Source organism: Dietzia sp. NPDC055877 (assembly GCF_053615975.1).
In genome coordinates, this window is the sequence record NZ_JBSHCV010000001.1 from 333,993 (window position 1) to 359,288 (window position 25,296).

30 protein-coding genes are annotated in these 25,296 nt (G+C 69.3%); 18 read left to right on the forward strand and 12 right to left on the reverse strand.

What is annotated here, in order from left to right; all coding sequences use genetic code 11:
• Window positions 1-2 precede the first annotated feature (2 nt).
• Window positions 3-668 carry a hypothetical protein gene (locus tag ACWGLC_RS01545; protein ID WP_452098257.1) on the forward strand — a complete coding sequence of 222 codons (666 nt, stop codon included), beginning with the start codon at window positions 3-5 and terminating at the stop codon, window positions 666-668.
• Window positions 669-728: 60 nt separating this feature from the next.
• Here ACWGLC_RS01545 and ACWGLC_RS01550 read toward each other — a convergent pair whose 3' ends face one another.
• Both ACWGLC_RS01550 and ACWGLC_RS01555 read right to left on the reverse strand, forming a co-directional pair.
• Window positions 729-1,253, reverse strand: a complete 525-nt coding sequence (locus ACWGLC_RS01550) for a flavin reductase family protein (protein ID WP_452098258.1) — start codon at window positions 1,251-1,253, stop codon at window positions 729-731.
• A complete protein-coding gene (locus ACWGLC_RS01555; RefSeq protein WP_452098259.1) occupies window positions 1,250-2,026 on the reverse strand; it encodes a pyrimidine reductase family protein in 777 nt (258 codons plus the stop codon). The genes ACWGLC_RS01550 and ACWGLC_RS01555 overlap by 4 nt, the downstream gene beginning before the upstream one ends.
• Window positions 2,027-2,128: 102 nt before the next feature.
• Between ACWGLC_RS01555 and ACWGLC_RS01560 the strand changes: the two genes are divergently transcribed.
• The 3 genes from ACWGLC_RS01560 (at window position 2,129) to ACWGLC_RS01570 (ending at window position 5,643) form a co-directional block, all read left to right on the forward strand.
• Window positions 2,129-3,343, forward strand: a complete 1,215-nt coding sequence (locus ACWGLC_RS01560) for a lipase family protein (protein ID WP_452098260.1) — start codon at window positions 2,129-2,131, stop codon at window positions 3,341-3,343.
• Window positions 3,344-3,651: 308 nt separating this feature from the next.
• Window positions 3,652-4,521, forward strand: a complete 870-nt coding sequence (locus ACWGLC_RS01565; RefSeq protein ID WP_452098261.1) for an alpha/beta fold hydrolase — start codon at window positions 3,652-3,654, stop codon at window positions 4,519-4,521.
• A 174-nt stretch (window positions 4,522-4,695) separates the two neighbouring features.
• Complete coding sequence (locus tag ACWGLC_RS01570) at window positions 4,696-5,643, forward strand: hypothetical protein (protein ID WP_452098262.1); 948 nt, start codon at window positions 4,696-4,698, stop codon at window positions 5,641-5,643.
• A gap of 68 nt (window positions 5,644-5,711) precedes the next feature.
• Here the strand turns inward: ACWGLC_RS01570 and ACWGLC_RS01575 are convergent, their stop codons facing one another.
• A complete protein-coding gene (locus tag ACWGLC_RS01575; protein ID WP_452098263.1) occupies window positions 5,712-6,437 on the reverse strand; it encodes a hypothetical protein in 726 nt (241 codons plus the stop codon).
• Between the two features lie 349 nt (window positions 6,438-6,786).
• Window positions 6,787-7,221 carry a nuclear transport factor 2 family protein gene (locus ACWGLC_RS01580; RefSeq protein WP_452098264.1) on the reverse strand — a complete coding sequence of 145 codons (435 nt, stop codon included), beginning with the start codon at window positions 7,219-7,221 and terminating at the stop codon, window positions 6,787-6,789.
• Window positions 7,222-7,245: 24 nt separating this feature from the next.
• On the opposite strand from ACWGLC_RS01580, the gene ACWGLC_RS01585 reads away from it, so the two are divergent.
• The 3 genes from ACWGLC_RS01585 to ACWGLC_RS01595 are packed head-to-tail and all read left to right on the forward strand — an operon-like array spanning window position 7,246 to window position 9,061.
• Window positions 7,246-7,776 (forward strand): nuclear transport factor 2 family protein, encoded by a 531-nt coding sequence (locus tag ACWGLC_RS01585; RefSeq protein ID WP_452098265.1) that lies wholly within the window; start codon window positions 7,246-7,248, stop codon window positions 7,774-7,776.
• On the forward strand, window positions 7,773-8,669 hold the full coding sequence (locus tag ACWGLC_RS01590) for an SDR family NAD(P)-dependent oxidoreductase (RefSeq protein WP_452098266.1): 897 nt from the start codon (window positions 7,773-7,775) through the stop codon (window positions 8,667-8,669). Before ACWGLC_RS01585 ends, ACWGLC_RS01590 begins: the two co-directional genes overlap by 4 nt.
• Before the next feature lie 2 nt (window positions 8,670-8,671).
• Window positions 8,672-9,061: a hypothetical protein gene (locus ACWGLC_RS01595; protein WP_452098267.1), complete on the forward strand. Its 390-nt coding sequence runs from the start codon at window positions 8,672-8,674 to the stop codon at window positions 9,059-9,061.
• Window positions 9,062-9,286: 225 nt separating this feature from the next.
• Here ACWGLC_RS01595 and ACWGLC_RS01600 read toward each other — a convergent pair whose 3' ends face one another.
• Window positions 9,287-12,307: a leucine--tRNA ligase gene (locus ACWGLC_RS01600; RefSeq protein WP_452098268.1), complete on the reverse strand. Its 3,021-nt coding sequence runs from the start codon at window positions 12,305-12,307 to the stop codon at window positions 9,287-9,289.
• A 183-nt stretch (window positions 12,308-12,490) separates the two neighbouring features.
• Window positions 12,491-12,967, reverse strand: a complete 477-nt coding sequence (locus tag ACWGLC_RS01605; protein WP_452098269.1) for a DoxX family protein — start codon at window positions 12,965-12,967, stop codon at window positions 12,491-12,493.
• Between the two features lie 145 nt (window positions 12,968-13,112).
• Between ACWGLC_RS01605 and ACWGLC_RS01610 the strand changes: the two genes are divergently transcribed.
• The 4 genes from ACWGLC_RS01610 (at window position 13,113) to ACWGLC_RS01625 (ending at window position 15,368) form a co-directional block, all read left to right on the forward strand.
• Window positions 13,113-13,625 (forward strand): MarR family winged helix-turn-helix transcriptional regulator, encoded by a 513-nt coding sequence (locus ACWGLC_RS01610; RefSeq protein ID WP_452098270.1) that lies wholly within the window; start codon window positions 13,113-13,115, stop codon window positions 13,623-13,625.
• Window positions 13,622-14,221 (forward strand): SdpI family protein, encoded by a 600-nt coding sequence (locus ACWGLC_RS01615; RefSeq protein ID WP_452098271.1) that lies wholly within the window; start codon window positions 13,622-13,624, stop codon window positions 14,219-14,221. The genes ACWGLC_RS01610 and ACWGLC_RS01615 overlap by 4 nt, the downstream gene beginning before the upstream one ends.
• Window positions 14,222-14,300: 79 nt before the next feature.
• Window positions 14,301-14,858 carry a hemerythrin domain-containing protein gene (locus ACWGLC_RS01620; protein WP_452098272.1) on the forward strand — a complete coding sequence of 186 codons (558 nt, stop codon included), beginning with the start codon at window positions 14,301-14,303 and terminating at the stop codon, window positions 14,856-14,858.
• Window positions 14,859-14,897: 39 nt separating this feature from the next.
• Entirely contained in the window at window positions 14,898-15,368 is a 471-nt protein-coding gene (locus tag ACWGLC_RS01625; RefSeq protein WP_452098273.1) for an SRPBCC family protein, read from the forward strand.
• 73 nt (window positions 15,369-15,441) lie between these two features.
• Here the strand turns inward: ACWGLC_RS01625 and ACWGLC_RS01630 are convergent, their stop codons facing one another.
• Both ACWGLC_RS01630 and ACWGLC_RS01635 read right to left on the reverse strand, forming a co-directional pair.
• The gene (locus ACWGLC_RS01630) at window positions 15,442-15,831 is read right to left on the reverse strand and encodes a DUF202 domain-containing protein (RefSeq protein ID WP_452098274.1); all 390 of its coding nucleotides are present in this window, start codon (window positions 15,829-15,831) and stop codon (window positions 15,442-15,444) included.
• Window positions 15,828-16,211 (reverse strand): YidH family protein, encoded by a 384-nt coding sequence (locus tag ACWGLC_RS01635; protein ID WP_452098275.1) that lies wholly within the window; start codon window positions 16,209-16,211, stop codon window positions 15,828-15,830. Before ACWGLC_RS01635 ends, ACWGLC_RS01630 begins: the two co-directional genes overlap by 4 nt.
• A 91-nt stretch (window positions 16,212-16,302) precedes the next feature.
• Between ACWGLC_RS01635 and ACWGLC_RS01640 the strand changes: the two genes are divergently transcribed.
• The gene (locus ACWGLC_RS01640) at window positions 16,303-17,292 is read left to right on the forward strand and encodes a bile acid:sodium symporter family protein (protein ID WP_452098276.1); all 990 of its coding nucleotides are present in this window, start codon (window positions 16,303-16,305) and stop codon (window positions 17,290-17,292) included.
• Window positions 17,293-17,295: 3 nt separating this feature from the next.
• Here the strand turns inward: ACWGLC_RS01640 and ACWGLC_RS01645 are convergent, their stop codons facing one another.
• A complete protein-coding gene (locus ACWGLC_RS01645; RefSeq protein WP_452098277.1) occupies window positions 17,296-17,868 on the reverse strand; it encodes a VanZ family protein in 573 nt (190 codons plus the stop codon).
• A gap of 98 nt (window positions 17,869-17,966) precedes the next feature.
• Between ACWGLC_RS01645 and ACWGLC_RS01650 the strand changes: the two genes are divergently transcribed.
• The 4 genes from ACWGLC_RS01650 (at window position 17,967) to ACWGLC_RS01665 (ending at window position 21,961) form a co-directional block, all read left to right on the forward strand.
• A complete protein-coding gene (locus tag ACWGLC_RS01650; protein WP_452098278.1) occupies window positions 17,967-18,536 on the forward strand; it encodes a TetR/AcrR family transcriptional regulator in 570 nt (189 codons plus the stop codon).
• Window positions 18,533-20,104 (forward strand): MFS transporter, encoded by a 1,572-nt coding sequence (locus ACWGLC_RS01655; protein ID WP_452098279.1) that lies wholly within the window; start codon window positions 18,533-18,535, stop codon window positions 20,102-20,104. The genes ACWGLC_RS01650 and ACWGLC_RS01655 overlap by 4 nt, the downstream gene beginning before the upstream one ends.
• 895 nt (window positions 20,105-20,999) lie before the next feature.
• Complete coding sequence (locus ACWGLC_RS01660; protein ID WP_295648962.1) at window positions 21,000-21,329, forward strand: hypothetical protein; 330 nt, start codon at window positions 21,000-21,002, stop codon at window positions 21,327-21,329.
• Between the two features lie 74 nt (window positions 21,330-21,403).
• Entirely contained in the window at window positions 21,404-21,961 is a 558-nt protein-coding gene (locus ACWGLC_RS01665) for a GNAT family N-acetyltransferase (RefSeq protein WP_452098280.1), read from the forward strand.
• Between the two features lies 1 nt (window position 21,962).
• Here ACWGLC_RS01665 and ACWGLC_RS01670 read toward each other — a convergent pair whose 3' ends face one another.
• Complete coding sequence (locus ACWGLC_RS01670) at window positions 21,963-22,415, reverse strand: MarR family winged helix-turn-helix transcriptional regulator (protein ID WP_452098281.1); 453 nt, start codon at window positions 22,413-22,415, stop codon at window positions 21,963-21,965.
• Window positions 22,416-22,487: 72 nt separating this feature from the next.
• Between ACWGLC_RS01670 and ACWGLC_RS01675 the strand changes: the two genes are divergently transcribed.
• Window positions 22,488-23,732: a cytochrome P450 gene (locus ACWGLC_RS01675; protein ID WP_452098282.1), complete on the forward strand. Its 1,245-nt coding sequence runs from the start codon at window positions 22,488-22,490 to the stop codon at window positions 23,730-23,732.
• Window positions 23,733-23,753: 21 nt separating this feature from the next.
• Here the strand turns inward: ACWGLC_RS01675 and ACWGLC_RS01680 are convergent, their stop codons facing one another.
• Together ACWGLC_RS01680 and ACWGLC_RS01685 are read right to left on the reverse strand one after the other, a co-directional pair.
• Entirely contained in the window at window positions 23,754-24,089 is a 336-nt protein-coding gene (locus tag ACWGLC_RS01680) for a branched-chain amino acid transporter permease (protein WP_452098283.1), read from the reverse strand.
• The gene (locus ACWGLC_RS01685; RefSeq protein ID WP_452098284.1) at window positions 24,086-24,790 is read right to left on the reverse strand and encodes an AzlC family ABC transporter permease; all 705 of its coding nucleotides are present in this window, start codon (window positions 24,788-24,790) and stop codon (window positions 24,086-24,088) included. The genes ACWGLC_RS01680 and ACWGLC_RS01685 overlap by 4 nt, the downstream gene beginning before the upstream one ends.
• Before the next feature lie 84 nt (window positions 24,791-24,874).
• Here ACWGLC_RS01685 and ACWGLC_RS01690 point away from each other — a divergent pair, with 84 nt between their 5' ends.
• Window positions 24,875-25,294: a VOC family protein gene (locus ACWGLC_RS01690; RefSeq protein ID WP_452098285.1), complete on the forward strand. Its 420-nt coding sequence runs from the start codon at window positions 24,875-24,877 to the stop codon at window positions 25,292-25,294.
• Window positions 25,295-25,296 lie beyond the last annotated feature (2 nt).

Here is a 25,296-nt window from a genome sequence, read left to right on the forward strand (position 1 = left end):
GCATGAACCGTATTGCACAGAAAGTTGCCGCTGGATCGGCGTTCGCCCTGCTCCTCGGCTCTAGTTTGAGCGGGGTGGCCTCCGCCGCCCCCGGAAGCGACTCATTCAGCTCGGGTTCGATCGGTACCGGTTCACTCGGCTCGCTGGCTCCCGGATTCACGTCCCCGTACACCCTCGCCGACGTGCCGGAGTGCACTGAGGCGAACTACTTCGACGATCCTTACAACATGTGGGAGATCAACTGGGACGGCCAGTACACCGAGCAGCGCCCCATCCGCCTCGACAGCGAGAGCTACGGCGGCCTGACCTACATCGATGCCCAGTACTCCGAGGAGACCCCCGCCGAGACCCTGGCCAAGGTCGAGGAATACGACGACAATCCGGCGAACAGTCAGGCCTACCACTGGTGGTACCCGAATCGTGACATGGTCAGCAACGGCGCGGAACTGACGTTGGGATTCGCTGACGGTGACATCGTGCTCGGTGAGGTGATGGTCGGAAGCAACGACTGCCCTTCCGTGCGGTGGACTCACTTCCCGGACGAGGGTGAACCCGAGACCACAACGCCGGACACCTTCCCGGAAGGCGCGCCGGCTCCGGTCAAGCCCACCATCCCGTCGGACGATGATTCACCGATGGGCTCGCTGGGGTCATTGCTCGGATCGTGATCGAATCAGCAGCGTAATCACCTGGGTCAACCAACTCGTCCGCACTCGAGCGGGTTCCGGTCAGGGATGCACCGCCCGGGACTCGCTCGATCGGCCGGCGTCTAAGTGCGCCACGTCGCTCAGTCGCAGGGGCGTGAACGTCCCCTCGGTGTTCGCCGAGAGCACCCGAGTGGTGAAGCAGGCGTGGTCGCCCCCGTCGTCAAGCATCGCGATTCTCTCGACCACCATCCGGTTGGGGCAGTCCCTGAGCAGCGGCAGGCCGTGCTCGTCGGTGTCCGTCACGCGTCCGTCGGAACCGCGACCCGCGAACTTGTCGGTCGTCTCCCCCGTCCGGGTCCCGAACCACTCGGCGACCGCGAGATCGGCTTCAGTGAGGAAATGGACTGCAAAGTGCGTGGCACGCAGCCCGGTCCGGTAGGTGTGATTGGCCTTGGACAGCCACAGGCAATAGTGCTCGGCGGAGATACTCGACTGGGCATGGAAACCGACGAGGCATCCCGCAGGCTCGTTCTCCGCGACCGTGGTGACCACGATCATCGCCGGATCCGCCGACGCCATCAGCCGGCCGAAGGCGTCCGCACTCATCGGTCGGACCTCTCGTCAGTCTCCGCCTGGTCTGCCGCAGCCTCGTACCGGAGGAAGATTGTGCCGTCCTCGGCCATGACGCCCTTCAGGTCGAACCTGGCGATGCCGGTTCCGGGAGGTGTCACGGACACGGGCAACGGGTCGCCGCCCATCATCGGGGAGATGGACAGCAGCAACTCGTCGAGCCGGTCCGCCGCCACGAGTTCGCCCAGCCAGGTGGGGCCGCCCTCGCAGAGCACGACGCCGTGCCCGCGGCCGGAGAGCGCACGCATAGCCTTCTCCGGCTCCACACGCTCGTCGCCGGCCAGGATGACCTCGGCGAACTCCTCGACCTCCGCGCGGCGCCCCGGATCGGCCCCCGCACAGGTGATGACCACCGTCGGGGCGTGCTCGGGAGCATCGGCGAACACGCTGGCCGCCCCGTCCAGATTCAGGCTCCTGCTGACCACGGCGACCGGCGGAGTGGCCGGCTTGCCCAGCTCCCGCCTCCGTGCCTGCGCGTCCTCGGACAGCCGCACCGGCCCATATCCTTCGCGCCGGACCGTCTCGGCTCCGACCAGAACGACGTCGGCGATCTGCCGCATGCTGCGGAACAACGCCTGGTCCGGCCGGGTGGACAGGGCACCGACCCTGCCGCCGACCGCAGCAGTTCCATCCAACCCCGCGACCATGTGCCCGGCGACCCAGCATTCGTGCCGGGGCGAGGACCGATCCACCTCCAGGTACGGGGCCAGTGGGTCGGGTATATCCGCGCCGATCTCGAGAACGTGCATGGCGGCGATCCTAGGTTCTGTCCACAGCGCCGGACACCGGTCGATTCCGGGCCGGACGCCAGAAGGCTGTGAGCGGAATTAACGACGGACTACACTCCGCTTATGAACTCCCTCACATTCCGCCGCGCCCGGAAGCTGCTCGGTTCTTCTGCGGCTGCCGTCGTCGTCGCCTCTCTCACCGTCCCCGCGGCGGCCGCACCGGCGGCCTCGCCCAACCCCGCGCCCACGTGGTCCGGCATGGACACCCGCCAGTGGACGGCGCCGATCCCCGCGCCCGGCGGCGTGGCCGCCACCATGCCGCTCGACCCCGCGCTCTCGCTGCCGCAGGCCGGACGGGCGGTGCGACAGGTCTACGGCACCATCGACCAGCACGGACAGCCCGCCATCTCCGCCTCCGCGGTGTTCCTCCCGCACGGCGAGGCACCGGACGGCGGCTGGCCCGTCGTGGCGTGGGCCCACGGCACCACCGGCCTCGGCGACGACTGCGCGCCCTCGACCCAGCCGCGCTCCGACCGCGACGCCGAGTACCTCGGCCACTGGCTCGACCAGGGCTACGCCGTGGTGGCCTCCGACTACGTGGGGCTGGGCACCCCCGGCCTGCTCAGCTACCTCAACGGGCCGGCCACCGGGCAGGCGATCGTCGACTCCGTGATCGCCGCACGAAGCTCCGACCTCCCCCTCTCGCCGACGTGGGCGCTCGTGGGTCAGTCGCAGGGCGCCGGCGCCGCGCTCAACACCGCGGTCCGCGCGACAGAGCTCGGTGCGCCCGCCGGACTGGACTACCGCGGCGTGGTGGCCACCGGCGCGCCGGCCAACATCGAGCACATCTTCCAGTGGGGCGGGCCCGGTTTCCCGCCGGTCAAACTGCCCACCGGGCTCAACCTGTACGCGTTCTACATCCTCGCCGGGTTCCGCGACCAGCACCCCGAGCTGGACGTCAACTCGCTGCTCACCCCGGCGGGCCGGGACATGGTCGACTCCGCCGAAACCCTCTGCTACGCCGCGATGAGGGACAAGGTCGGCGGCTTCCAGGTCTCGCAGGCGCTCCAGCGCCCGCTCAATGACATCCCCGACGTGTTCGGCAAATTGCAGCGCTACATGGGCACCCCGGCCGTCGGCTACGACCGGCCGGTGTTCCTCGGCCAGGGGCTGCTCGATCTCGACGTGCCGGCGCCGGCCGCGCTGTCGCTCGCGGCCGAGATGACGCTGAACCGCCAGCCGCTCGAGCTGCGGGTATACTCCGACCAGGATCACAGCGGGACCGTGTACGCCGCGACGCCGGACGCCACCGCGTTCCTCGCGCGCGTGATGGGCTGATCCTCCCCGGCATCCGGGAGGTGAACAGCAGTGGCGCGGTCCGAAACAGACGTCCAATTGGGCCCGGCCGCGCCGCTGCGGGTAGGCGCACGGCTGACATGTCACGGATGTGACACGAATCATAATTGTTACGTACTTGTCACCTGAGGATTTTCTAGTAATGTCCACGGCATCGCCGCGCGGGGATGTTTCAGGGACTCCCCGCGCGGCTGACGTCATTTCGGAGCCTTTTCTCAGGTCCGGCCCCGTCGCCGGCCGGCTCGGGACATCCGACAGTCGCCTAGAACGTGTTCTAGTACCCTGGGCGTATGAGCGCCCTCGACTTCGAGTCCACCAGCAAGACCATCACCGCCGGCCGCTTCGAGCTGCACTACCACGAGGCGGGCGAGAACAGCGTCGCCGAGCCCGAGAACTCGGTGCCCGTCCTGTTCCTCCACGGGTCCGGCCCCGGCGTCACAGCCTGGTCGAACTTCGCCGGCAACTTCCCGGTCTTCGCCGAGCGTTTCCACACCATCCTGCTGGACATGCCCGGCTTCGGGAAGAGCGGCGACCTGGAATGGGAGAAGGCGTACCCGAAGATCGCGGCGGAGGCAGTCGACGCGTTCTGCGAGGCCAAGGGCATCGAGAAGGTCGACATCGTGGGCAACTCGATGGGCGGCAACGTCGCCTGCGAGGCCGCGCTCGCCTACCCGGACCGCGTCCGCAAGATGGCGCTCATGGGACCCGGCGGACTCGCCGCGCCGCTGTTCACCCCGGAGCCCAGCGAGGGCTCGCGCCGCCTGTTCGAGTTCCTCGCCGAGCCGACCGAAGAGAAGATGGCCGCCTGGGTCGACACGATGGTCGGCAACAAGAAGGTCGTCTCCGACGAACTCATCCGCGCCCGCACAGAGGCCGCCACCGCGCCTGGTGCGGTGGAGCGTATGTACTCGATCTTCGGCTCGATCCTCAAGCCCGAGAACGCCTACACCCCGCTGTACGCGCGCGCCTCGCAGATCCGCCAGGAGACCCTGCTCATCTGGGGCCGCGATGACCGCATGCTCCCCTACGAGCAGGCCCATTTCGCATTCCGCCAGCTGCCCAAGGCCGAGCTGCACTCCTTCTCCCGCTGTGGCCACTGGGCCATGATCGAGCAGAAGGACAAGTTCGAGCGTCTGGTGATCGACTTCTTCACGCACTGAGCCGGCGGGTCGCGGGCGTACCGCCGCGCTCTCTCCCGGGATCCGCTACTCCGTCGGGCACCCTCGGCGAGTGGTCGCAAGTCGCGTTTCCGGCGGCCTGGCTCTTGGGAGAACGTGAGTGGCTGTGACCAGGCGGCGGGGGCCCCGGGCGTCGCAGGCGTTAGCCTCACTCGCATGAGCCAGACGCCCAACAGCGGCCAGCCCGAGCAGCCCGCCGAACCTGGCCGGCCCAACCCAGCGGGTCAGCCCGCCGAGCCTGGCCAGCCTGCCGCCCCCGTGCAAGCGCCCGTCGATCCCCAGACCGGCGAGGACCTGTCCTGGAAGCAGACCCCCGTGGCGCTGGTCCTGCTCGACCGCCCGGCACCCGGCCACCGCGAAGTGGGTGAGCTGCTCGCAGAGATCTTCGAGGGCGCCTACGAGGTCGAGCCCGGCACCGACGAGGACCCGGCCACCGCTGTCCACATCGAGGACGCCACCGTGATCGTCTCCACGGTCGATTCGCCCGTCCCCGACGGCGAGGCCTCCCGCTACACCGCCGACCTGGCGATGTGGAACGGGCAGGAGGCCGTGGTGGACACGCACCGTTCGCAGGTCGTGGTGGCGGCGTTCCGGTGGGGACCGCCGGGCGACGACGACGAGCCCACCGCTCCCGAATACATGGACCCCCGCCTGGAGACGCTGCGCTGTGAGTTGGCGGTCGCGAACGTCGCCGCAGCACTGACCGCGCTGCCGGGCTCGGTGGCCGTGACCGTGGGCGGCGCGGCGACGACCCTGCCCGCCGGCCCCTACCGCGAGCTCGTGACCGCGAACCCCGTCCCCGCCCCGGCGCTGGTCGGGATCCGCGCGGGGATGCAGTCCGAGTCCACGTCGTGCGCGTACACCACGGGCCTGGGCAGGTTCGGGCGGATGGATCTCGAACGGCTGGACGTGACCGCTCCGCCCAACGCGGTCTACGGTCAGATGTGCGACATCGTGGCGTTCGCGCTGGCCAGCGGCACGATCTTCCTACCTGGTCAGGCGCTCGAGGTGGGCGGACCCGAGCCGCTGGTCGCCGAGGCCGCGGTCTCGCCGTTCACGGGCCAGGAGGCGCTGCGGCTGGAGCCCGGCGCGCCGACCGAATAGGACGGTCGAGTAGGACGGTCGAGCAGGCCGGCCCGCGCGAGCCCGCGGGTTGAAACCCGCCAAGGCTCCTACGGGCGGCAATTCCCGGTGCGCTCCACCACCAACTGGGTGGTGGCGGCCAGCTGGAAGGGCCGCACGACGGGCTCGATCCGGCTTGTCAGTCGCTCCTTCTTGAGCTTGGCGATCACGCTGCGCACCAGCTCGGGCAACGGGTTGCCGGCGTGGTCGACCAACGGATAGATCCGGACCTCCGGGGCCACACGCGCCATCTCGACGATCGCCGCCACGTGGTCGGCCGTGTCGAGTCTGTCCGCGTAGGTGAACAACAGATGCGAGCAGAGCACCAGGTCGGCGGAGTCATCGGCCAGCGGCAGCCCCGGGAGCGCACCGGCAATATAACGCTCGGGGGCGACGGCCATATGGTCGAGCATCTGCTCGGCGGCCGTGCGCCGGATCTCCTCGTGGCCCGCCAGCCCGCCGCGGACGTCCCAGTCGTAGTGGAGCTCCCGCCGCTGCAGATGCGCCACCGCACGATCCACGTCCTCATGGATCCGGGCGCGCAGTTCCTCCGCTCCGCGGGCGTACTGCGGGTCCACCGCGACCGCGTCGCCTCCGGCCGCGCAGATCTCCGCCACCGCGCTGGCGGCGCCGCCGGGGCAGTCCACGATCCGTCGCCGCAGATCGGCCTCGTCCAGGCCGAACATGTCCACGTACTCGCCCAGCGAACGAGCGCTGACGAGGACGTCCGCGTCGCGAAGCGTCGGCGGGTGGATGGTGCGGGGACTTGCGGTCACCTGAGATCTCTCCTGAAGTTGGGCGGCCCGACTGTTGTCGTGGCCACGGGTCGCGACGAGATGGACCCGGGTTCCGGCGCGGGCCGGCCCTCCTGGAGTGAATGCGCGGCCCACCCGTCCCCCGGCGGGCCCGTCGCAGTGCTCGTTGCTACGCCGAGGCGCAGCGGGCGGCGCGGGTCCACACGGGTTCGCGTCGCCAACACATCAGTACGTTTTTCGGCACGGAACAACCGTAGCAGTGACCTACGACACCGGCCACCTGAAGTTCACGGCGCTGACGCGACCGGGGGGCGCCTGTCAGAGCCGCCGCTCAGCGCCGCGGCATTGTGGTGTCACACAGCGCTGCCGCTCAGGGCAGGTTGTGGTGGTACGCCTGCTCCTGCGTCAGTGTGGCGATGCGCCAGCCCTCGGCTGTGCGGACGAAGCGCAGCACGTACCAGAGCCCGTAGAAGAACACCTGCTGGTCCTTCTCCGTGGTGGGCTTCAGCGCCATGGGGTTGAAACACATGCACCGGCCGGAGGCGGAGTCCCCGTCCAGCTCCACGGCCAGGTTGCCCATGAGGTGCTGCGTCGCGGCGAAGATCGGCAACATCTCGGCCAGCCAGGCGCGGATCGCCGGGTAGACGTCGTCGGGCCCGCCGGACGCCACGAAGCTCACCCGCGCGTCCGGCGTGAACACGCGGTCCAGCCCGTCGAAGTCCCGCGAATCGATGCAGGTCGCGTAGCGGGTCATGAGGTCCTGCAGGTCCCAGCGGTCGGAAAGCTCGACCAGTGTTCGGCTCATACGCCCTACGCTAACGTGGCCTGCATGGACTACGAGGTGGAAGCCCGCGCCCACGCGGCGATCGAGCAGCTCAAGTACCGCTACTGGCGGGCCTGTGACGGCAAGGATCCCGAGGGCTTCCGCGAGTGCTTCGTGGCCTCCGGCGGCGTGCTGGACTTCGGCCCCCTCGGACGGACCGACCCGGACACCATGGTCGGGATCTTCAAGAAGATCGCCCTGTCCACCGCGGCGGACGGCGGCCCCCGGATCCTCGACATGCACCACGGCTTCATGCCCTCGATCGATGTAGAGGCACCCGCGGACGGCGGAGAGCCGACCCGCGCCACCGGGACCTGGACCCTGCAGTTCCGACAGGTCGACCGCGACAAGGGCACCGAGACCCAGTCCACCGGCGAGTACTCGGACGTCTACGTGGTCGAGGGCGGCCGCTGGGTCATGGCCGAGTGTCTGTTCACGCCGGGCTGGTCCGTCACACGCGAACTCACCGGGGCCACCGTGACCTACCCCGAGGTCGACACGGTCCCGGGAGCCGCCACCGCCGGAGCCGACTCGTGACCGCCCGGGTCGCGCTGGTCACCGGCGGCAGCCGCGGCGTCGGCAAGGGCGTGGCCACCGCGCTCGCCGCCGCCGGCTGGACCGTCTACGTCACCGGGCGCTCCGCCGAGCGCCTGCAGCCGACCGTCGACACCGCCTCAGGCGCCCCCGGCGAGATCCGGGCCCTGGAATGCGACCACGGGCGGGACGAGGAGATCGTCGTCGTCGTCGAGAAGATCGTCGCCGACACCGGCCGCCTGGACCTCCTGGTCAACAACGTCTGGACCAATCCCAAGGGCTTCATGGGGTTCGACGGGAAGTTCTGGGAGCGGCCCACCGACGACTGGGACGCGCTCATGGGCATCGGCCTGCGCGCCCACTACGTCGCCTCCTGCGAGGCCGCCAAGGTGATGGTTCCGCAGGGCTCGGGCCTGATCGTCAACATCTCCTCGTTCGGCTCGCGCGCGCCGTTCCACACCGTCCTCTACGGCATGAGCAAGACCGCCCTGGACAAGATGGCCTCCGACATGGCGCACGATCTGGCCGGTACGGGAGTCTCCACGCTCTCGCTGTGGCTCGGCCTCATCCGCACAGAGCTCATCCTGTCGCTGGGGATGGACGACTTCAACGGCTTCCCGCTCGACCGCGCGGAGGACCCAACATTCGTCGGTCGCGTCATCGCCGCCCTCGCCGAGGACCCCGAGCTCGCGTCGATGAGCGGGGCCACGGTCGTCACCGCCGAGTACGGGCGTAAGCACGGGATCAGGAACGACGACGACGCCGTGCCCCTCTCCCACCGGGGAGCCTTCGGCGGCGGCCCGCTGTTCCCGCCGGTCACCGACGAGCAGTTGGGTCTCGAGACCGTCGACGAGGTCGCCGCGGCGGGCGGCCACAACGGGTTCGCCGGAGAGTAGCCATGGGCGCCAAGGAATTCGACGAGGTGGAGGATCCGCTCGAACGGCTGGAGCGGAACGAGCGGCAGGGCACCCTGGCCTTCCGCTTCTTTTTGGTGTCGACGGTCGTGGTGGTGGCGGTGGCGGCGCTGGTCATCACGCTCGTCGGCGGGATCCAGGACGAGTGCGGCGGCGCCGACGGGCTGTGTCTGACGGCGGGCCGCATCGAGGTGGTGGTGATCCCCACGCTGCTGTCGCTGCTGCTGTCGGTGTTCTCGGCGTGGAAGACCTACCAGACGTGGTCGCGGCACATCCGCTGGCGGCCGTGGCTGTTCGCGACCTACGCCATGTGGATGCTCACGACCGCGTGCCTGCTGCTCACCTCGTCGGTGGCGTTCGTCGAGATCGGCTGACGGGCGCCTCGCCAGCGTATCCGGCCCCAGTTGCGCTGCCGCTGTGCTCTGCGCTGGCGAAATGGTCCGATCTCCCAGCGCAACCTGCCTTCTGGCGTGCACTCGGCCAGCGCAAGACAGAGAGGCAGCGTATCCGCCGTTGGATGCGCTGCCTCTCTGCCCGGCGGGCGCCGGCCAGCGCCAGCCAGCGCCGGCCCGCGTGAGCGTAGGCCCGCGTTGTCGAGATCAGGGGACGATGTTGACCATCTTCCCGGGCACCACGATGACCTTCTTCGGCGCCGCGCCACCGAGGTTCTCCTGCACCTTCGCGTCGGCCAGCGCGGCGGACTCGACGTCGGCCGGCGAGGCGTCCGCGGGGACGGTGATGCGCGAGCGCACCTTGCCCTTGATCTGCACCGGGTACTCCACCGAGTCCTCGACCAGGTAGAACTCGTCGTGCTCGGGGAAGGGGCCGTGCGCCAGGGAACCGGTGTGGCCGAGCCGCGACCAGAGTTCCTCGGCCAGGTGCGGGGCGACGGGCGCGGCCATCAGCACGAGCGGCTCCACCACGGAGCGCGGAGCGCCCGGGCCGGCGGTCGGGTAGGCCTTGGTGAGGGTATTGACGTACTCGATGAGCTTGGCGATCGCGGTGTTGTCGCGGAGCCCGGCGTAGTCGTCGCGGACCCCGGCGATGGTCTTGTGCAGGGCTTTGAGCACGTCCTCGGTCGGCTCGGCGCCGGTGACGCGGGCCTGCCCGGTGCTCTCCTCGATCGCCACCCGCCACAGCCGCTGCAGGAATCGGTGTGCGCCCACCACGTCCTTGGTGGCCCAGGGGCGGGAGGTGTCGAGCGGGCCCATGGACATCTCGTAGACGCGCAGGGTGTCGGCGCCGTAGGTGTCGCAGATCTCGTCCGGGGAGACGGCGTTCTTGAGGGACTTGCCCATCTTGCCGTACTCCTGGAACACCTCGGGGGCGTCGGGCGAGGCGTCGAGATAGAACTTCCCGTCCCGCTCCACCACATCGGCGGCCGGAACGTAGACGCCGCGGGCGTCGGTGTAGGCGAAGGCCTGGATGTAGCCCTGGTTGAACAGGCGACGATAGGGCTCCTCGCTGGTCACGTGGCCCAGGTCGAAGAGCACCTTGTGCCAGAAGCGCGAGTAGAGCAGGTGCAGCACGGCGTGCTCGACTCCACCGACGTAGAGGTCCACGCCACCGGGGTCCTCGGGGCCGTGGATCTCGGGGCGCGGCCCGGTCCAGTAGCGCTCGTTCTCCAGCGAGCACAGCTCCTCGGAGTTGGTGGGGTCGATGTAGCGCAGCTGGTACCAGCTGGAGCCGGCCCAGTTGGGCATGACGTTGGCGTCTCGGGTGTAGGTCTGCAGCCCATCCCCCAGGTCCAGCTCGACGGTCATCCAGTCGGTGGCCTTGGCCAACGGCGGGGACGGCACCGAGTCGGCGTCATCCGGGTCGAAGGAGACGGGCTGGTAGTCCTCGACCTCGGGCAGCTCGACGGGCAGCAGCTCGTCGGGCAGGGCGTGGGGGACGCCGTCGGAGTCGTAGACCACCGGGAACGGCTCGCCCCAGTAGCGCTGACGCGCGAACAGCCAGTCGCGGAGCTTGTACTGGACGGTGCCCTCGCCGGTCCCCTCGCCCTCGAGCCAGGCGATGGTGGCGGCCTTGGCCTCGTCGACGCCCAGTCCGTCGAGCGCCAGACCCTCGTCGTTGGTGGAGTTCACGGCCACGCCGTCACCGGAGTACGCCTCGGCCTGCACGTCGATCCGGGAGCCGTCGGCCGGCGCGACGACCTGAACGATCGGCAGTCCGAACGCGGCGGCGAACTCGTGGTCGCGCGCGTCGTGCCCGGGCACGGCCATGATCGCGCCGGTGCCGTAGCCCATGAGGACGTAGTCGGCCACGAACACCGGGACCTGCTCGCCGTTGACCGGGTTGACGGCGTAGGCGCCGGTGAACACGCCGGTCTTGTCCTTGTTCTCCTGACGCTCCAGGTCGGACTTGCGAGCGGCCTGGCGGCGGTACTCCCGCACGGCCTCAACCGGCGAGGAGTGCCCGCCGGTCCAGCGCGGATCGAGCTCGGCGGCTGCACCCGCTCCTGTGGCGCTGTCCGCTCCCGCGGCACCGTGGGCGCCGGACGGCGCCTCGGGCCAGAACGGCCCGGCCAGCTCGTCGACCAGGGGGTGCTCGGGCGAGAGCACCATGTAGGTCGCGCCGAACAGCGTGTCGGGGCGGGTGGTGAACACCTCGATGGACTGCTCGGCCACGGCGAAGCGGACGCGGGCGCCCTGCGAGCGGCCGATCCAGTTGCGCTGCATGGACTTGACCTTGTCGGTCCAGTCGAGCCGGTCCAGGTCATCGACCAGCCGGTCGGCGTAGGCGGTGATCCGCATCATCCACTGCGAGAGGTTCTTGCGGAAGACGGGAAAGTTGCCGCGCTCGGATCGGCCCTCGGCGGTGACCTCCTCGTTGGCCAGCACGGTGCCCAGCCCCGGGCACCAGTTGACCATCGAATCGGACAGGTAGACGAGCCGGTGGGCGTCGAGGACCTTCTCCTGCTCGGCCGCGCTCAGGTCACCCCATGCGCGGTCGGCGAACTCGGCGGGCAGCGGGCGGGAGCCGGAGACGAACTGCTCGCGCAGCTCGGCGATGGGGCGGGCGCGGCCGGTGCGCTCGGGATGCTCGCCGCCGTCGGTGGTGCGGGCCGGCGCCTCGGGGTCGTACCAGGAGCCGTGGATCTGCAGGAAGATCCACTGGGTCCAGCGGTAGAAGTCGGTGTCGGTGGTGGCGAACACCCGGCGGCGGTCATGACCCAGTCCGAGGCGGCCGAGCTGGCGCTCCATGTTGGCGATGTTGGCCTCGGTGGTCACGCGCGGGTGCTGGCCGGTTTGCACGGCGTACTGCTCGGCGGGCAGGCCGAAGGCGTCATAGCCGAGCGTGTGCAGCACGTTGGTACCGAGCATGCGGTTGTAGCGCGCGAACACGTCGGTCGCGATGTACCCCAGCGGGTGGCCGACGTGCAGGCCCGCGCCCGAGGGGTACGGGAACATGTCCTGGACGAACAGCTTGTCCTCCGGCAGTGCGGAGCCGTCGGTCGCGGCGAGCGGACCGACGGGATTGGGCGCCTCGAAAGTGCCACGCTGCGCCCATTCGGCCTGCCAGCGCGACTCGATCTCGCCGGCGAGTGCCGCTCCGTAGCGGTGGGTCGGTCCGGTCTCGGACTGATCGCCGGTGACGGTCTGGTCGCTGCTGCTCACGTTGTCTGCTCTCCCTGGTCTCGCCGGTGCCCACACGCAGGCCGTGTCCAGCCTAAACCCTGGGCCGGGCCGGGCCACGTCAGCGTGGGGAGACGGGACTGCGGGGGCGTGAGGACCGGCGGGGCATGAGGCACCGGGCAGCCAGCAACCGCCGCGGCAGCCGGCGCCCGTACCCCTGCCGGGTCAGGCCCTGGCGGCGCGGCGGCCGGCGATCAGCGCGTCGAGGCTGAAGCGGCCGGGGCCGACCAGGCCGAACACTGCCGTGGCGAGGCCGATCACGGCGACCAGCTCCCAGCCACCGTCAGCGGCGTAGATGCCGGCGGCCTGGTGGACGTAGAAGTAGGCGCCGACCATGACGACGACGACCAGGACCGCCACGAGCTGGGTCAGCAGCCCCAGGACGAGCAGGATGCCGCCGACCAGCTCGACCGTGCCGGCGAACGCGGCCGCGGCCTGGGCGGCGGGGACGCCCATCGACTCGAAGAAGGCGCCGGTGCCCTCGACGCCGTTGCTGAACAGCTTCTGACCGCCGTGCACGATCAGCACCGCGCCGAGCAGGACGCGGGCCAGCAGCAGGCCGATGCCGCGGACGGCCGCGGAGACGGGCACGAGGTTGCTCGAGGTCTCGAGGGCGGCGGGGCGAGTAGCAGTGGTGGTCACTGTGGTTCCTTCCGTTGGGTTCTCCGGTCTGTGCCGGAGCAACCTCGTCGTGGCGGTCCGCGCGGGTCGGCGAGCCATACATGATACGTCACATAGTTCTACTGATCGACTACGTGGCATGTCAACTAAGGGCTATTATGGACCCATGACTGAACAGGTGAATTGGCTCAACGACGAGGAGACGGCCCTCTGGCGCACCTACCTCGCCCTTGAAGGTCGCCTCCACCTGGAGATCCAGCGCGACCTCAAGATGTCCTCCGACCTGACCGAGCCCGAGTTCGAAGTCTTGGTCCATCTCAGCGAGGCCGACGGGCCGCTGCGCATGACCGCCCTCGCCGACGCCCTGCAGTGGGAGCGCAGCCGCGTCTCCCATCAGGTGACCCGGATGGCCAAACGCGGGCTCGTGCAGCGCACGAGCTGCCCCGAGGACGGGCGCGGCGCGTTCGTCTCCACCACCGACGAGGGCTTGCGCGAGATCGAGAAGGCCGCGCCGGACCACGTGCGAACCGTGCGGCGGGTCTTCCTGGATCGATTGGACGACGACGACAAGCGCGAACTCGGTCGAATCCTCGCACTGGTCGAGGGCGGCGGCGGGGGCACGCAGCAGGCTGACGCGACTCGGACTTCCGCGGCCACGGGCGTAACCTCTAAGGCGTGAACGCAGTGCTCGTGGTGGTCGTGGTGCTCCTCGCCGGGCTCGCCCTCCTGGTCGGGGGCACCGGCCTTCTCGCGCTGACCGGCAAGCTGCCCGGCAACGGCGTGCTGGGGGTCCGCACCCCGGAGACCCGGCGCTCGCTGGAGGCGTGGACGCTGGCCAACCGGGCCGCCGCGCCCGCGTTCCTCGGCTCGGGCCTGACGCTCCTGCTCGGTACGCTCGCCCTGGGACTGATCGGCGGCTGGATCGGCGTTCTCGTCGTCGTCGTGGCCCTCGTGGTCTCCCTCGCCCTGCTCAACGTGGCCGGCATGGCCGGGGCACGCGCGGCGGCCATCTGGCAGGCCGACCACGGCGACGAGGGCGGGTGCGGTTGCGGCCCCGAGGGCTGCGGCGGCCACTCCGGCGCCTCGGAGGCCGGGGGCTGCTCCTCCGCCGGCGAGTCGGACGAAACCGGTGACTCCGGCTCCGGCGGCTGCTCCCCCGCCACGGCCGGGGGCACGGACGGCGGCGCCGACCCCGCGGACGACTGCGGCGTGACCGGCGGCTGCGGATCGTGCGCCCTGCAGGGCATGTGCGAAACGGAGACCGCCGGCCGCTGAGGGGCCCTCCGGTGGCCGCCACCAGCGCGCGCCCCTACGGTGTGAATCCTCATCGCACCAGACCGTGAAGGAGTTCGCCATGGCCCAGAAGGACGTCGTTGACATCCTCACCGCCGACCACCGCGAGATGATCGGACTCCTCGAACTGATCGAGGAGACCACCGACCCCGCCGAACGGCGCGCACTCGCCGATGCCGCGACCGCCGAGATCGTGCGGCACTCCGTGGCCGAGGAGCTGTTCGTCTACCCCGTGTACACGCGGGAGGTCACCGACGGCGCGGATGAGGTCGAGCACGACAAGGAAGAGCACCAGGAGCTCGAGGAGACGCTCGTCAAGCTCGAGGGCGTCGACTCGGAGGACGCTGACTTCCTGCGCCTGGTCCGCGAGCTCAAGGGCCAGCTCGACCACCACGTCGACGACGAGGAGTCCGACCAGTTCCCCAAGCTGCGGCGGGCCGTGTCCGCCGAGGAGCTGGTGGATCTGGGCCGCAAGGTGGAGGCCGCCAAGAAGGTCGCGCCGACCCGGCCGCACCCCGACTCACCCCACTCCGAGCTGTTCCACATGACGGTGGGCCTGGGCGTCGGGATGGTCGACCGGCTGCGGGACGCGCTGAGCGGTCGCATCGAGAACACCTGAGTGCGCGGTCGTGGGGCGTCCGCGCTGTAAAATCCCCGCATGAGCGCTGAGTTCTCGATCACCCGCACCGCCATCCTCGATGCCCCCGCGCCGGCCGTGTTCGCCCAGCTCGAGGACTTCCGCAAGTGGCGGAACTGGTCCTTCTGGGAGAAGACCGACCCGTCGATGGAGCGGACGTTCACCGGCGCCGAGCGGGGCGTCGGGGCGCGCTACGAGTGGTCGGGCAACGCCAAGGCCGGCGCGGGGTCCATGGAGATCACCGGGGCATCGGCGGGGCGGCAGGTCCTGATCGAGCTCCGGTTCCTCAAGCCGTTCAAGGCCACCAACCCCACGGTGATCACGCTCGAGCCGCTCGGGCCAGAGCGCACCGAGGTCACGTGGCAGATGACGGGGACCCGCGGCCCGGTGATGCGGGCGTTGACGCGCCTGGTGAAGATGGACGACGTGTTGGCGCGGCAGATCGACGAGGGGCTCGAGGCGCTGGGGCGCGCGGCCGCCGCGGAGGGCTAGACCGGCCCGGACTCCGGACGGCCTCGAGACCCAGCCCCCGGCCCGGCCCCGAGATCCAGCCCGGCACGGACTCTCAGCCCAGCGCCTGGACCAGCACCGCGGCGAGCCCACACGCGGAGATCACGATGATCATCGCCACCAGGCCCACGTTGTAGAGCGCCTGCGTCTGCTGGACCTCACCGGCACGGACGAACCGGCCCACGCGCCGCTCGTGCCCGCGCTGCACCCGGAGCAACGCGAGTAGCGGGACCACCGTGAGCAGGGAGAACGCCGACGCCCATAGCCACGAGAGCTCGCCCACCAGCTTGGCCACGAGCGTGATGTTGACCCCCACCACGGCCCAGGTACGGGCCCAGGACAGGCTGGTGCGCTCGGCCTGCAGGCCCGCATCCGGCGGGACCGCCGTGGGCGAGACACCGATCACCCGCGGGCGTCGGCGCGGCTGTGGCCGGGGGTCGGTCATGTGAACGTTCCGCTGAGGATCGCGACGATGAGGACCACGGCGCCGATCGAGATCCCCAGCGCCAGCAGGATCGACGCCTGGGGCATCGGCAACGGCTGCTTGTGCCGCATGGCGAACTCGATCCGGATCCAGCGGCGGAATGCCACGATCGCCAGCACCGCCGCCAGCACCAACAGGATGCAGGCGAGCGGGGTGCGGATGATCTCCGGGATCTCGTCGCCGGCGAACGCCTCGAGAGCCACCGCGCCGGCGGTCAGTCCGAGGCTCGTGCGGATCCAGGCCAGGAAGGTGCGCTCGTTGGCGAGCGTGAACCGTGGATCCGGCTCCTGACCATCTCTGAGTGCTCTGGGCCGCCAGCCCGACCCGCCATCGCCCGTCATGGGTCCGAGCCTATCGGGCGGGCCGAACCGGCCGCCCGATCCGGCCTCGGGCGAGCGACGACGGCGGGCGCCGAAGTGATGGAATGGGCGGATGGAGATTCTGCGCCGGCTGAGGATCGAACCGTTCATCGTGGCGATTCTGGCCGCGGTGGTCGTCGCCGCCTTCCTCCCCGCGACCGGCGGCGCCGCCACGACGCTGGGCTGGGTCACGACCATCGGCATCGCCGTGTTGTTCTTCCTCTACGGCGCCCGGCTCGAGCCGCGGGAGCTGCGGGCGGGCCTGCGGCACTGGCGGCTGCACTCGGTGGTGCTCGTGGCGACGTTCGTGGTGTTCCCGCTGCTCGGCCTGCTCGGCCAGTGGGTGCTGACCCCCGTGCTCGGCGCGTCTCTGGCCGCCGGCTTCCTCTTCACGACGCTGGTGCCCTCGACCGTGCAGTCGTCGATCACGTTCGTGGCGATCGCGCGCGGGCATGTCAGCGCCGCGGTGGTGTCGGCATCGGTATCGAATCTGCTGGGCGTGTTCCTCACGCCGCTGCTGGTGTTCGCGCTCATGACCACCGACGGCTCGGTGAAGATCACGTGGGATTCGGTCGGCACGATCGCACTGCAGCTGCTGCTGCCGTTCGTGCTGGGCCAGATCTTCCGGGACCGCATCCTGCCGATCACCAACAGGATCAAGCGTCTGGCCCTGTTCGACAAGACCGTGATCGTGCTCGTGGTCTACGCCGCGTTCTCCGAGGGCGTGGCCGAGGGGATCTGGACGATGGTCGGCGTGCCCCAGCTGGCGGGCCTGGTGGTGGCGTGCTGCGTCCTACTTGCTGTGGTCCTTGGTCTGACGGAGCTCGTCTCCCGCGCGCTCGGCTTCGAGGACCGGGACAAGCGCGTGGTGCAGTTCTGCGGCTCCAAGAAATCCCTGGCCACCGGCCTGCCGATGGCGGCGGTGCTGTTCGTGGGCCAGCCGCTCGGCCTGCTGGTGCTGCCGCTGATGATCTTCCACCAGATCCAGCTCATCGTCTGCGCGTGGCTGGCGGGCCGCTACGGCCGCGCCGAGGAGACCCCGGTCGCGCCGGCCGCCTCCTGAGTTCTACCCCGGCAACCCCATCGCCATGGACGTCTCCACGACCCTGTCCGGGTCGCCGAGCCGCGGGCCGAGGATCACCAGGACGGCGAACACGAGCGCGGCCGTCAACGCGAGCCCGATCCACACCGGGTACAGGCGCCGGCCTCCCAGCCGGGCGACCGTCGCGCCGACGAGGGCGCCGAGGACGTTGAACATCAGGTCGGAGACGTCCGAATGGCCCAGGGCGAAGACGTACTGGAGGGTCTCGACGGTGGCGCTGGTCAGCGCTCCGACGACGACGACGTGGGCCGTCGCCCGCCTGTGATGCTCCAGCACGATGAACAGCAGGACTCCGAGCGGGATGAAGAAGGCCATATTGCCGAGGTAGTCGAACAGCGGCCCGAACCAGGTCGTCGAGTTCCGATAGAGGGCGAACGGCTCCCATTCCATCGAGCGGTTCCGTTGCGCCTCGGGTCGCCACAGCATGCCGATCACGAAGAAGGCCTTGAGCATGGTCAGTGCCGCGACCACAGCCCCGTAGGCGACCAGCGCCACTGCCGCCCAGGCCCTGACCCGCGTACTCGTCGGTTCCGTCACGGGCACAGTCTTACCAGGTGATCGCGCCGATTCCGCGCTCGCATGGCGTTGTTGTACATTTGTACGCGTACGTTTGTACAGCAACGTGAGGAGCACCTGTGACGAGCGCCGGACGCACCCGCGATCCCGAGCAGCGGATCCGTGACATCGGGCAGGCCGCGGCCGAACTGATCGCCGAGGCCGGGCCCGCCGCGCTGACCCATCGTGCGGTCGCGGCGCGCGCCGGCGTCGCCGTCGGGACCACCACCCGGTACTTCTCGACGATCGACGACCTGCGCAGGCACGCGCTCGAGCACCTGGCCGCCGCGGTCGAGAGCGACCTGGACAAGATCCGGCGCGACCTCGCTGGCGCCCCCGACCCGATCGCCTACCTGGCCACCGCCGCGGCCGCCGGCTTCGAGGACCGGGGCGCGGTGCTCGCCGAATGCTCCCTCGCCTACGCGGGACTGTTTGAGGAGGACCTGCGCGAGCTGAGCCTGCGCTGGTTCACCGGACTCACCGAGATACTGTCCCCCTACTTCGGGAAGGTCCGCTCGGAAGTGCTGGCCATGTGCCTGGACGGGGCCGGCATCAACACCGCGCTCACAGGTACCGCACCCACCACCGCCCGACTCGAGGCCGTCATCCGGGCGATCTCGACCATGCCCGATGAGGACACCACCGCATGAGCGACACCACCGCACCCGCCCGGAGTGAGCTGCGGGCCGACCCGCACATCGTGGGCTCGTACGATCCGGCGCGCCGCTGGCTCGGTCTGGTCACGCTGACGTTCTCCCTGCTGGCCATCACCACGGACATGACGATCCTCAACGTGGCGATCCCGCAGATGTCGGCGGACCTGCAGCCCACCGCCTCCCAGCAGCTGTGGATCATCGATGCGTACTCGCTGGTCATGGCCGGACTGCTCATCTCCATGTCGTCGATTGCCGACCGCTGGGGCCGCAAACGAATGCTCATGCTGGGCTACATTCTCATCGCGCTCGCCTCGGTCCTCGTGCTCCTCGCGCACTCCCCCGGCTTCGTGATCGCGCTGCGCATCCTGCTCGGAATCGGCGCGGCGATGGTCATGCCGTCCACCCTGTCGCTGCTGCGGGTCACCTTCACCGACACCCGTGAGCGCGCGACCGCCCTGGCCGTGTGGGCCGCGGTCGCCGGCATCGGTGCGGCCGTCGGGCCACTGCTGGGCGGTTTCCTGCTCGAGACGTTCCACTGGCAGTCCGCGTTCCTGGTCAGCGTGCCGATGATGGTCATCGCGTTTGTCAGCGCCATCTTCACCGTTCCCGAGTCACGAGTGCCCGAGCCCGGGCCGTGGGACCCCTTCGCCGCCGCTCTCACGCTCGTCGGAATGTCGACAACCATCTGGGCCATCAAGAAGTTCAGCGAAGAGGCCTCGATGACCTACCTCCCGGCGTGGATCGCCTTCGTCGTGGGAGTGGCAGCCCTGGTCTGGTTCGTCCGGCGCTGCCTGAAGTCTACCTCTCCCCTGCTCGATGTGACGATGTTCCGCCACCGCATCTTCTCCGCGGGCGTCCTGGCCGCTCTCATCGCGAGCTTCTCCATGTCCGCCGGGCTGCTGTTGCTCGCGCAGTGGTTGCAGCTGGTCAACGGCGCGTCCGCGTTCGAGTCCGGGCTCCAGCTCATGCCGCTGGCGCTCGCCGCCGCCGTGACCTCTCTACTCGCGCCCGTCGCCTCGGAGCGGATCGGGATGCGCGCGACGATCTTCTTAGCGCTCTTCGTCGCCGGCGCCGGCATGCTCTTCCTGGGCATCCGGGGTGAGGATCTGGAGCTGACCTCGGTGTTCATCGCACTCGCCCTGATCGGCGCAGGCATCGGCGCGCTGGCCCTGGCCTCCTCGATGATCATGGGCGGCGTCCCGCGTTCCAAGGCCGGCAATGCGGCCGCCATGGAGGACACCTCGTATGAATTCGGCGCCGTGTTGGGTATCGCGATCCTGGGATCGTTGGCCTCGTTCCTCTACCGGCGGAACCTCGGCACCCCGGCCGAGGCGCTGATGCTGGGCGAGGAGGCCACGGAAGCGGCCCGCGACTCGCTCGGCGGGGCCATGGCGGTGGCCGACGCCGCGCAGCTTCCGGACCTGGCCGCGCGAGCCGGAGAGGCCTTCACCTCCGGCCTGGGCATGGCCGGACTGATCGGCGGGCTCATCCTGCTGGTGTTCGCGTTCGTGGTGTTCTACCTGACGCCGAAGGGCACGATGCTCGCTGACCTGGAGCACTGAACGGAAAGTGCATGGCCATCCGCTGCGATTCCGCGCGGCCCTACTGTGATTTAGCTCTCAGTAACCGCTGCACCTAATATATGTTCATTTGCACCTGATGTGACAGCAATTCACTTTGTCGACGCCCCTGCCTGTGCGTATCAGGAAATTATCATTCGGCGGCAATCAGCCCAGTTGAGAGCGGGTCTCGGCTATCGAATCCGTTAGCAACCCAAGCAATTGATGGGCCGCCCAAGGTTCCTTAATGTTCCCGCCGCACGGGCTGAGGCGGCCTGTGCAGGCGGGCACCGCGACGTGGCCCGACCGCAATGCACAGACCGGGAGGGGCAATCGTGGCCAGAGATCGCACACGCCCATTTCTGTCGCCCATACGCGACGCCGGGTTCGCCGTCATCCTTCTCGCAGTAGTCGGTTTCGCGGGGGGCGCAAGTGTCGGCTGGTACTCCACTGACGCCAGCGGCGGAAGCCCGGACCAAGCGGATCGTTCCGCCCCAGTCCATCAGGCAGGGCTGACCCTCCCGCCGACCGCGGCATCTCTGGTCTCCACTTCACGGCCGGCTGGAGAGGTGGCGACATCAACCGCCCCGGTCAGCAGCGAGGTGCCGGCACCAAGGGAATCGACAGGTTCTTCCATCCGTGGATCAAACCCGGCCGCGGCGGCCGGGCAGCCCGGAGCCCGCGGACTTTCAGCGCCGGTTCCCCAACGTGTACCGGCTCCATACCGGCCCGCACCGGCGCCAGCTCCTGCTCCGGCTCCAGCCGTCGCGCCACTACCGGTCCCGCCACCAGCGATTGACATCCCGCTGATGCCCCTGAATCCAATATCGCCCATCCAACCCAAGCAGGTCACCATCGGCTGATGGCGACTACCTCGATACACCATCAAGGAGAAATCATGATCCCTGCCGCTTTCGTTGGCATCATCGGCACCCTCGCCGCCGCCATTACCGGCGGACTCGGCGTCCTTGGGCCCGGCGCTGCTTCTCTTGCCACCGCTGCAGGCGCTGCCAGCCCCGTGGCCGTGGTCGGAACGACCGCCGCCGCACTCGGGGGCGCGGGTGCTGTCGGTGCGCTGGGGTCCGGAGCAGCTGCTGCGGGTGCGAACCCGCATGTAGCAGGTGGCGTCAACAATGCCGGCGCAGCGATGTACAACGACGCAGTCGGCTCGGTCGCTGGTGCTGTCAACGACCTGAACATCCCCGGCATCCGTATCAACGTGAACTGACTCGGCCACTTGCACTCGAGCCCTCCCGCGCCGTAGGTCTTGGGCACGGGAGGGTTCGGTGCTTGAATAGCGCGATGACCAGCGTGACCTACCTGCAGCAGACCGCCGCCGACCAGCTCCGGCCCGCTGCCCCTGCAAATCTCACGATCAGCCGCGTCTTCCCCGCCGACCCCGCGTTCAACGCCCGGATGTACCGGGAGATCGGCGCCGACTGGAACTGGATCGACCGCCTCGCGTGGTCCGACGGGCACTGGGCGTCGTACGCCTCGGACCCGTGCATCAGCACCCTCCGGGCCGCGGTCGACGGTGAGGTCGTCGGATTCACCGAACTGCGTATGAGCCCCTGCGACCCGGCCGTCGACACCTTCGCCACGGGCGCGAATGAGACCACGGACGACGGGGTCGACGTGGAGATCGTCTACTTCGGCATACTCCCCGAGTTCGCCGGCCATGGCCTGGGCGGATGGTTCCTGTCCGAGGTCTGCCGCATCGCCTGGAACGTGCCGGGCTGCCGCCGTGTCTGGCTACACACGTGTGATGACGACTCCCCTGCCGCGATCCCCAATTACGAGGCGCGCGGCTTCATGGAGTTCGCCCGCGAGAGCTCCGGTTGCGCCGCCTGTAGCGTCTGACTTACTGCTCGGGCAGCCGGACCAGGGAACGGCCACTCATCCGGGAGATGAGGCGTTCCGACATGGCTCCGAACGTCTGCAGCTCGTCGTCGTCGAGCCCCTCGAACAGCCACTCCGCCAGGGCGACGCGCGCCGACACCACCTCATCCACGATCCGACGCGACTCGGCGGTGAGATCGATCAGGCGAACCCGCCGGTCCTCCGGCGACATGGTGCGCTCCACGTGCCCACTCGCCTCCAGGCCATCCACGAGCGCGGTCACCTGGCGCGGGGAACAGTCCAGGTAGGCGGCCAATTCGACCTGCTTGCACTGGCCCTGCAGGCCCAGGACGAACAGCAGCTCCAGGCGAGGCACGGTGAGCCCGTAATTCGCCGCCGCGCGCTCGATCGAGCCGGACATCTCCTCCGACAGCATCAGAGCGCGGTCGAGAATCTCACTCGCAGATAGTGCCACGTGTATATAGTTACCACTATTCACGGTTTCAGTCCCGTCGGACCCGGCGGGCTACGAGGCGCAGGAGACACCATGGACGTGACCATCCCCGCGGGGTTCGACTTCACCGATCCCGAGCTCTTCGAGAAGCGACTCCCGCACGACGAGTGGCGCCAGCTGCGCCAATCCGAGCCGATCCGCCGCGTCGACAAGCGCCGCGGCATCGACGGGTTCGACGACGACCACTACTGGCTGGCCACCAAGCACGCGGACGTCAAGGAGATCTCCCGCGTCACGGGAGAGACCTTCTCCGCCGGCGAGAACACCATGATCCCGCGCTTCGCCGAGGGCACCGACCGCTCGATCATCGAGGCCCAGCGCGAAATGCTGGTCAACGAGGACGGCGAGATCCACAAGAAGCACCGCCGGATCATCTCGCGCGGATTCACCCCGCGCGGAGTGGCCGGCATGCGCGACGAACTCTCCGAACGCGCGCGCAAGATCGTCACCGAGGCCGCCGAGAACAACGCGGACGACTTCGTGACGGCCGTCGCCTCCGAGCTGCCGCTCCAGGCGATCGCCGATCTGCTGGGCGTGCCGCAGGAGGACCGGCACAAGATCTTCGAGTGGTCCAACACCATGACCAGCTACGACGCGCCCGGCGGCATGGACCTCGCCGCCGTGGCGTCCATGCAGCTCATCGAGTACTTCCACACGATGGCCGTGGACCGCGCCGAGAACCCGCAGGACGACATCGTCTCCAAGCTCGTCCAGGCCGACATCGACGGTGAACACCTCTCGCCCGAGGAGTTCGGCTGGTTCGTCACCCTGCTGGCCGTGGCCGGCAACGAGACCACCCGCAACGCCACCACCCACGGCATGGTCGCGATGCTCGAGAACCCTGACCAGTGGGAGTTGTTCAAGGCCGAGCGCCCGGAGACGGCCTACGACGAGATCCTGCGGTGGGCCTCGCCGATCACGCAGTTCCAGCGCACCGCCATGGAAGACGTGGAGATCGGGGGAGTCGCCATCCCCAAGGGAGACCGCGTGCTGCTCTGCTACGGCTCCGCGAACTTCGACGAGGAGGTGTTCGAGGACCCGTTCACCTTCAACATCCTGCGCGACCCGAACCCGCACGTGACCTTCGGTGGCCAGGGCCCGCACTACTGCATCGGCGCCAACCTGGCGAAGATGCAGCTGGAGCTGATCTTCAACGCGATCGCCGACCACCTGCCGGACCTCTCCTCGCTCGGCGACCCCAAGCGGCTGCGCTCGGGGTGGCTCAACGGGCTCACCGAGTGGAAGGTCGATCTGGGGACCTGTCCCGTCGCGAGCTGAGGCGGGAAGCTGGCACTCAGCTCAGCCCAGCCAGGCCTGCAGAAGCATGAATGCGGCGGTGCCCACCACGATGCTGATAGCCGCGCGTCGGAATGCCAGGTGCACGCCGAGGGTGAGTGCCAGCGCGGCCGAAGCCGGCACCCACGATCCGAACTCGGTCGTGGTGTCGCGCAGTGTGTAGACCACCAGCACCACCATCACGCCTGCGGGCATGGTGCGACCCAGGTAGCGGACCACCTGCGAGTCCCGAAGCCGGGTCAGGGCCACGAACGGAGCCGCACGCAGAGCGACCGTCACCAGGAACATCACGGCGAGTCCGGCCAGCAGGTAGCCGGTCGGCGGCACCGTGGCGCTCACGCCGCCTCCTGCCCGGATCGTGTTGCCCACGCGAACCGAACCAAGAGCAGCACCACGTAGGCCACGAGCCCCACCAGCAGCATCTGGTCGGGAGCCAGCCACGCCGCTGCCAGACCGCAGAGCAGCGCGATCACCGGCGCGGGCAGATCGCCGGAAGCGCGCCACGCGTCCACGGCGAGGACCGCGAACAGTGCGGTCAACGCGAACTGCAGCCCGTCCAGCCCGGGCGGCAGCGCGGCACCGATCAACCCACCGACGATTCCCGGCAGCACCCACAGCGACTGACACGTGACCGCGATGGTCATCGTGCGCGCGCCGGTCATCTCGCTGTGCCGCTTGGTCGCGGTGATCGCGTACACCTCGTCGGTCAATGCGTACACGGCGTACAGGCGGGCCAGGCGGGATCGGATCGACTCGATGGGAAAGCCGAGCCCGTAGAAGACGTGCCGGAAGTTCACCAGGAACGTCGCGGCCGCCAACGAGTACAGAGGGGAGACCGCGGTGAGCAGACCGATCGCCAGGAACTCCATCGACCCGGCATAGATCACGATCGAGAAGATCGGCGCCCACCACCAGTCGAACCCGGCCTGGGTGATCAGCACCCCGAACGCCAGGCCCAGCGGGATTAACCCGAGGCCCACCGGCGCGGCGTCGACGAGTCCCTTGCGGATCTCTGCGCTGGTGGAGGGGGCGGTCGACACGCCCGGCAGTCTATCCAGCGGCGACTCGCGATCACCCCCGTCAAGGGTCTTCCGTCGGCGGCCGTACCGGCGCACACTTGGTCAATGAGCGCACACGAAGTCGGCTCTCCACCCGTCCCGTCAGTCTGGCACTGTCTGCGGTGCTCGGACTCGCGCCGGGTGATCGACTGGCTGGTCGAGGCGCTGGGATTCGTCGAAACCGCCTGCCACACCGACGACGGGAGGATTGTCCACGCCGAGCTGCTCTGGCCCGAGGGCGGTGGGGTCATGCTCGGCGATTCCGGCCGCGGCTCCGCTGATCCGCACGCCGCGCCCCCGGGGTCGGGTCTGGCGTACGTGGTGACCGCGGACGCCGACGCCGTCTACGCGCGGGCGAACACCGCCGGCGCCGAGATCGTCATGGCCATGCACGACACGGACTACGGCGACCACACCTTCTCCGCCCGCGATCCGGAGGGCAACGTGTGGTCGGTGGGGCAGTACCGGGGCGAACCCGCTCCCTGACC